Source organism: Thermosynechococcus sp. M3746_W2019_013 (assembly GCF_015296045.1).
GTDB lineage: Bacteria > Cyanobacteriota > Cyanobacteriia > Thermosynechococcales > Thermosynechococcaceae > Thermosynechococcus.
The window spans coordinates 25,555-31,554 of record NZ_DVDW01000014.1; the positions used below are offsets into that span (position 1 = coordinate 25,555).

Consider the following 6,000-nt stretch of genomic DNA (forward strand, 5'->3'; position numbering starts at 1 on the left):
TACCTCATTCACGGTTTGGATAGATTATGGCACCCTCTGCAAAACGCTCTGGCCCTCGTAAGCAAAAGCGCAATGTCCCCAGTGGCGTTGCCCACATTCAGTCCACATTTAATAACACGATTGTCTCAATTACCGACCCCAATGGTGAGGTGATTGCTTGGGCCTCCGCTGGCTCCAGTGGTTTCAAAGGTGCCAAAAAAGGCACACCCTTTGCAGCCCAAACTGCTGCTGATAATGCGGCGCGCCGTGCCATTGATCAGGGGATGCGGCAAGTTGAGGTCATGGTGAGTGGTCCTGGCTCCGGTCGAGAAACAGCGATTCGGGCGTTGCAAGCCGCAGGTTTAGAAATTACCCTCATTCGGGATGTGACCCCCATTCCCCATAATGGTTGCCGTCCCCCCAAACGGCGGCGGGTTTAGGTTAGTTTGGGTCCCTTGGGAGCACAGCTATGGCATATCAAATTGAATGTTTGGAAACACGGGTTGAGGAGGATCAGGGGCAGTATGGCCAATTTGCACTGCATCCCCTTGCCCCTGGTCAAGGGATTACGGTGGGGAATGCCCTGCGGCGGGTTCTCCTTTCCAACTTACCCGGTAGTGCTGTGACAGCGGTGCGGATTGCTGGCGTCAATCATGAGTTTTCGACGATTCCCGGTGTGCGCGAAGATGTCATGGACATTTTGCTGCAAATGAAGCAGTTGGTGATTCGCAGCCACACCTCAGAACCCCAAATGGGTCGTCTTTTTGCTCAAGCCCCTGAGAATGAGCCATTGACGGTCACTGCTGGTATGGTGCAGCTTGGCTCTGAAGTGGAGGTGGTCAACCCCAACCACTATATTGCCACGCTGATGCCGGGGGCAACCTTGGAGATGGAATTCAAGATTGAAAAGGATCGCGGCTATCGCTCGGTGGAGCGGGTGCGGGACGATCGCCTTGCCTTGGACTATCTCCAATTGGATGCGGTCTTTATGCCGGTGCGGCGGGTGAACTACACTGTTGATTCTGTGCGCAGTGCCGGTGCAGAGGGCGATCGCCAGCTCCAGGACTACCTAAAGCTAGAAATCTGGACAAATGGCAGCTTGACTCCTCAGGATGCCCTCAATCAGGCGGCAACGATTCTTGTGGATCTCTTTAGCCCCTTGAAGGAAGTGCCCCTACACACCTCTGAGGCCACCACCACCGATGAGCATGACGAAACGGGGCAAATTCCCATTGAGCAACTTAATTTGTCGGTCCGTGCCTATAACTGTCTCAAGCGTGCCCAAGTGAATACGGTGGCTGATCTCCTTGAGTACTCCCAGGAAGAGCTACTGGAGATCAAAAACTTCGGTCAAAAGTCGGCTGAGGAAGTGATCGAAGCCCTGCAAAAACACTTGGGAATTACGCTACCGCCCCAAAAAGCTGCCCGTAACTAGAGAGATTGAATGAGGTTTACCTATGCGTCACCAACGTCGGGTTCCCCAACTAGGACTACCAGCGGATCAACGAAAAGCACTGCTGCGGGCATTGACCACTGAGCTGATTCGCCATGGCCGCATTACCACCACCAAAGCGCGGGCAAAGGCTGTACGCGCAGAGGCAGAGCGGATGATCACCTTGGCAAAGGATGGCTCCTTGGCGGCACGGCGGCGTGCCCTTGGCTATCTCTACGATAAGCAACTGGTGCACGCTCTCTTTGCCCAGGCCCCAGGGCGCTATGGCGATCGCAAGGGGGGCTATACCCGTATTATCCGCAGTGTGCGGCGGCGGGGGGATAATGCTGAATTGGCGGTCATTGAGCTGGTGTAGTAGGCAATGATGACGGCGATCGCCCCTCCTCAAAGCGGCCAACGCTTGGCACTGCTAATTCAGTACCAGGGCACCCACTTCCACGGCTGGCAACGGCAGGTGGGGCAACGCACGGTGCAGGAGGTGATTGAGCAGGCGATCGCCAGTGTTGTCAATCATCCCGTCTCTGTTGTTGCAGCAGGGCGCACAGACACAGGGGTTCATGCTGCGGGTCAAGTGGCCCATGTCACGGTCAACTCGCCTATTCCCGTTCATCGTTGGCCGGGGATTCTCAATGCTCGCTTGCCGGCTGATGTGGTGATTCGTGCCGCGGCGGCTGTGCCTCCTCACTGGCATGCCCGTTTCTCAGCCCTGTGGCGTCGCTATCGTTATACTCTCTATACCGATCCCTGCCCCAATATCTTTCTGCGGCCTTGGACATGGCACTACTACTATGCCCCCTTGGATGTGGCAAAAATGGCAGCAGTGCTTCAGCCATTGTTGGGGCGGCATCACCTAAGTGCATTTCACCGTTCTGGCTCCAATCGTGCCCATTCTTGGGTGGAGGTACAGGCGGTGAGTTGCCAGCGGCGCGGTGCCCTTGTGGAAATTGAGGTACAAGCTTCAGGGTTTCTCTACGGTATGATGCGCCTGTTGGTGGGCCTCTTGGTACAGGTGGGACAAGGCCAGCGATCGCCCGCCAGTTTTACGGAAATTTGGCAACAGGAGCAACGCCACCTTGTCAAGTATGCTGCACCCCCCAGCGGCCTTTGTCTATTGGGGGTGGGTTATCCTGAATCACCCTTCCCCCTTGCCCTGTGCACCGAGGCGATGCCCCAGTTCCAGTTAGCCTCTGTTTGCCCTGAATTGTCTATTGCATAGCACTATGGAGTTTGTGATGACCAGTACCGTAAAAACACCACTGCCCGCTGTGGATGACCTTGCTCCCCAGTGGTATGTCATTGATGCCGCTGATCAACGGTTGGGTCGGCTGGCCGCAGAAATTGCCCGCATTCTCAGGGGCAAAAACAAAGCCATTTACACCCCCCACATGGATACGGGTGACTTTGTGATTGTCATCAATGCCGAAAAAGTCACCGTCACCGGCAGAAAACGCTCCCAAAAACTCTACCGTCGTCACTCCGGGCGTCCCGGCGGCATGAAAATTGAAACCTTTGATCAATTGCAAGCCCGTATTCCGGAGCGGATTATTGAGCACGCTGTCAAGGGGATGCTGCCGAAAAATTCCCTTGGCCGCAAACTCTTTACCAAGCTGAAAGTTTATGCTGGGCCAGAGCATCCTCACCAAGCACAAAAACCCCAGCCTTTGACCATTAACACGATTCCGGGAGCCTAACAATGCAGATTGCTGATCAGTCTAAGCGGGTAGTTTACTTGGGAACAGGTCGCCGTAAATCGGCGGTAGCACGGGTGCGATTGATTCCTGGTAGCGGTCAGCTATTGATTAATGGCCGCAATGGGGCTGACTACCTGCAAAATAACCCCATCTATCTCAACTTGGTGAAAGCCCCCCTTGAAACCCTAGGACTTGAAAATAGCTACGATATCTATGTCAATGCTACGGGGGGTGGTTTGACAGGGCAAGCGGACGCTATTCGTCTCGGTATTGCCCGTGCCCTCTGCCAACTGGACATCGAAAACCGCAAACCCTTGAAAATCGAAGGCTATCTCACCCGCGATCCCCGTGCGAAGGAGCGGCGTAAATACGGTCTGCGCAAAGCCCGCAAAGCCCCCCAATACTCAAAACGCTAAAATTTTGTTGTTGACTTCTCGTTTGTGGTGAGACTCCTATGCCAAAACCGAACATTCATCCCCAGTGGTATCCCGAAGCCAAAGTCTATTGCGATGGTGAAGTGGTCATGACAGTTGGTTCCACGAAACCAGAACTGCACGTAGACATCTGGTCGGGCAACCACCCCTTCTTCACCGGTACTCAGAAAATTGTTGACGCCGAAGGGCGGGTGGAACGCTTCCGCCGTAAATACAGCGGTACTAAGCCTCAGCAAACGGCTAAAGGGAAAAAAGCCGCCACTAAATCTGCACCTAAGACTAACAAAAAGGGCTAATTGCTCTTTATGTCCCTCTTTTTTCAGCCCGCTGAGTGGCTGCCCCATCGCGCCTGTTGGTTAGCTTTCCCTAGTCACGAAGATCTTTGGGGGGAGTTATTACCGCAGGTGCGCTTCGAGTTTGCTGCCCTGTGTCGGGCGATCGCTGACCCTGATCCGGTTACGGGTCAATGTCGAGGCGAGCAACTGAAAATTCTGGTGCTGGATGAAACAGGCAAAGCCACTGCCCATTCCTACCTAAGCGATCTCAACCCGCAATTTTATCAACTGCCCTTTGGTGACATTTGGCTGCGGGATACAGCTCCTGTGGGCCTCATCAATGAGGCGGGCGAGCGACGGCTCCTCTGTTTGCCCTTTAATGGCTGGGGCAAAAAGTATGAACTGGCTGGCGATAGTGACTTGGCCATCCGCCTAGCCATCCGGATGGGGATACCCTATGGTACTGTGCCCCTATTTCTCGAGGGGGGAGCGATCGAAGTGGATGGCGAAGGAACCTGCCTCACCACTCGCCAGTGCCTCCTCAATCCCAACCGCAATCCCTATTTAAGCAGCGAAGAAGTGGAAGCCCGCCTCAAGCCCGCCCTTGGCGTGAGCAAAATCCTCTGGATTGAATCGGGATTGGTCAACGATCACACCGATGGTCATATTGATACCCTGGTGCGTTTTATCGCCCCCGCAACCGTGGTCTGTATGTTGCCTGACAGCCCTGACGATCCCAACCGCGATATCCTGCTGACGATTTATCAGCAGTTGCAAACCCTGACCGATGCCAAGGGGCGCTCCCTAGAGGTGATCCCAGTCCCTTCACCGGGGCGGGTGATGAGTCAAAAGGGGGAGATTTTGCCCGCTAGCTATGTCAATTTTTATATCGCCAATACTACTGTTGCTGTCCCCACCTATGGTGTCGAAGCCGATACCAAAGCAGTGGAGACGATCGCTAAGCTCTTTCCCAATCGCAGAACCATTGGCCTGCCCGCGCGGACCATTTTAGAAGGGGGAGGCGCTTTCCATTGCATTACTCAGCAGGAATTATGAGAACACTGACCGTTGCTGCCATTCAAGCTCAACTGACCGATGACGTTGAGACTAATATTCTGCACCTCAGTGACTTAGTGCGGCAGGCGCATCAACAGGGAGCACAGCTCATTGTCCTGCCAGAGCTATTTGAGGGGCACTACTTCTGCAAGGAAGAGCGGGAGATTCACTTTCAGCGGGCACACCCCGTGGAAAACCACCCAACGCTCGCCCACTTTGAGGCCTTGGCGCGGGAACTGGAGGTGGTGATACCAGTCTCGTTTTTTGAAAAGGCGGGTACCGTCTATTACAACAGTGTGGCCATGATTGATGCGGGGGGCGTCAATCTGGGTGTCTATCGCAAAAGTCATATTCCCGATGGCCCCGGCTATGAGGAAAAGTTCTACTTTCGACCGGGAAATACAGGCTTTCGGGTCTGGCGCACCCGCTACGGCAGAATCGGTGTCGGCATCTGCTGGGATCAGTGGTTCCCCGAGGCAGCACGGGTGATGACCCTCATGGGGGCAGAGGTGCTAGTGTATCCCACCGCCATTGGCAGTGAACCCCATGATCCCACACTGGACACCAAAGACCCTTGGCAACGGGTGATGGTTGGCCATGCAGTGGCAAATGTAATTCCAGTGGTGGCAGCGAACCGTGTTGGTGATGAAGGGGGGCAAGTATTTTATGGCAGTTCCTTTATTGCCAATCCAAGGGGAGATCTGGTGGCTGCAGCCGATCGCTCCCAAGAAGCCGTGCTTGTTCATCAATTTGATTTAGAGGAAATTGAGCGCCTGCGGGCGGCCTATGGCTTCTTTCGCGATCGCCGACCCGGACTCTACAAAGCCTTGTTGACTGCCGATGGGGTTATTTAATCTACGGCGCGATGATCATCGGCGTGGGTTATTCTTAAAGATCTTAAAGATTTGTGAACGGGCAGCTACATTTCAGTGTCCTGGTCGCGATCGCCAGCGGCCTAACTCCACCGACAGCTGCGTTTGCCACTGCACAGTTATCACTGCACCATTATCAGCGTGATGGGTCTAAACTTTGCTGCCTACAGTACTGCTAGTTCCTCTGCTAACGATGCCACAGGTCAAATTATCTTCCTCTGCAGGAATGTCCAAGATGCA

At 54.3% G+C, this 6,000-nt stretch carries 9 protein-coding genes; all 9 read left to right on the forward strand.

Annotation, left to right across the window (positions count from 1 at the left end; translation table 11 throughout):
- The first annotated feature begins 26 nt into the window (after positions 1-26).
- From rpsK to aguB, 9 genes are read left to right on the forward strand one after another with little or no spacing between them, the layout of a single operon-like run.
- Positions 27-419 carry a 30S ribosomal protein S11 gene (rpsK, locus tag IGQ16_RS02685; protein ID WP_024125579.1) on the forward strand — a complete coding sequence of 131 codons (393 nt, stop codon included), beginning with the start codon at positions 27-29 and terminating at the stop codon, positions 417-419.
- Positions 420-448: 29 nt separating this feature from the next.
- Entirely contained in the window at positions 449-1,414 is a 966-nt protein-coding gene (locus IGQ16_RS02690) for a DNA-directed RNA polymerase subunit alpha (protein ID WP_024125580.1), read from the forward strand.
- A 22-nt stretch (positions 1,415-1,436) separates the two neighbouring features.
- Positions 1,437-1,787 (forward strand): 50S ribosomal protein L17, encoded by a 351-nt coding sequence (gene rplQ, locus IGQ16_RS02695; RefSeq protein ID WP_024125581.1) that lies wholly within the window; start codon positions 1,437-1,439, stop codon positions 1,785-1,787.
- Between the two features lie 6 nt (positions 1,788-1,793).
- On the forward strand, positions 1,794-2,648 hold the full coding sequence (gene truA / locus IGQ16_RS02700) for a tRNA pseudouridine(38-40) synthase TruA (RefSeq protein WP_041429236.1): 855 nt from the start codon (positions 1,794-1,796) through the stop codon (positions 2,646-2,648).
- A 16-nt stretch (positions 2,649-2,664) separates the two neighbouring features.
- Positions 2,665-3,123, forward strand: a complete 459-nt coding sequence (gene rplM / locus IGQ16_RS02705; protein WP_024125583.1) for a 50S ribosomal protein L13 — start codon at positions 2,665-2,667, stop codon at positions 3,121-3,123.
- A 2-nt stretch (positions 3,124-3,125) separates the two neighbouring features.
- Positions 3,126-3,539, forward strand: coding sequence for a 30S ribosomal protein S9 (gene rpsI / locus IGQ16_RS02710; protein ID WP_024125584.1), 414 nt, complete (start codon positions 3,126-3,128; stop codon positions 3,537-3,539).
- A 38-nt stretch (positions 3,540-3,577) separates the two neighbouring features.
- Positions 3,578-3,853, forward strand: a complete 276-nt coding sequence (gene rpmE / locus IGQ16_RS02715) for a 50S ribosomal protein L31 (protein ID WP_024125585.1) — start codon at positions 3,578-3,580, stop codon at positions 3,851-3,853.
- A gap of 9 nt (positions 3,854-3,862) precedes the next feature.
- Complete coding sequence (locus IGQ16_RS02720; protein ID WP_297041130.1) at positions 3,863-4,888, forward strand: agmatine deiminase family protein; 1,026 nt, start codon at positions 3,863-3,865, stop codon at positions 4,886-4,888.
- Positions 4,885-5,742 (forward strand): N-carbamoylputrescine amidase, encoded by an 858-nt coding sequence (gene aguB, locus IGQ16_RS02725; RefSeq protein WP_297060145.1) that lies wholly within the window; start codon positions 4,885-4,887, stop codon positions 5,740-5,742. The genes IGQ16_RS02720 and aguB overlap by 4 nt, the downstream gene beginning before the upstream one ends.
- The last annotated feature ends 258 nt before the right edge of the window (positions 5,743-6,000 follow it).

Coding starts and splice junctions, on each gene's coding strand:
- rplM (WP_024125583.1), top strand. CDS start 2,665: ATGACCAGTACCGTAAAAACACCACTGCCCGCTGTGGATGACCTTGCT.
- aguB (WP_297060145.1), top strand. CDS start 4,885: ATGAGAACACTGACCGTTGCTGCCATTCAAGCTCAACTGACCGATGAC.
- rpsI (WP_024125584.1), top strand. CDS start 3,126: ATGCAGATTGCTGATCAGTCTAAGCGGGTAGTTTACTTGGGAACAGGT.
- rplQ (WP_024125581.1), top strand. CDS start 1,437: ATGCGTCACCAACGTCGGGTTCCCCAACTAGGACTACCAGCGGATCAA.
- rpsK (WP_024125579.1), top strand. CDS start 27: ATGGCACCCTCTGCAAAACGCTCTGGCCCTCGTAAGCAAAAGCGCAAT.
- IGQ16_RS02690 (WP_024125580.1), top strand. CDS start 449: ATGGCATATCAAATTGAATGTTTGGAAACACGGGTTGAGGAGGATCAG.
- IGQ16_RS02720 (WP_297041130.1), top strand. CDS start 3,863: ATGTCCCTCTTTTTTCAGCCCGCTGAGTGGCTGCCCCATCGCGCCTGT.
- truA (WP_041429236.1), top strand. CDS start 1,794: ATGATGACGGCGATCGCCCCTCCTCAAAGCGGCCAACGCTTGGCACTG.
- rpmE (WP_024125585.1), top strand. CDS start 3,578: ATGCCAAAACCGAACATTCATCCCCAGTGGTATCCCGAAGCCAAAGTC.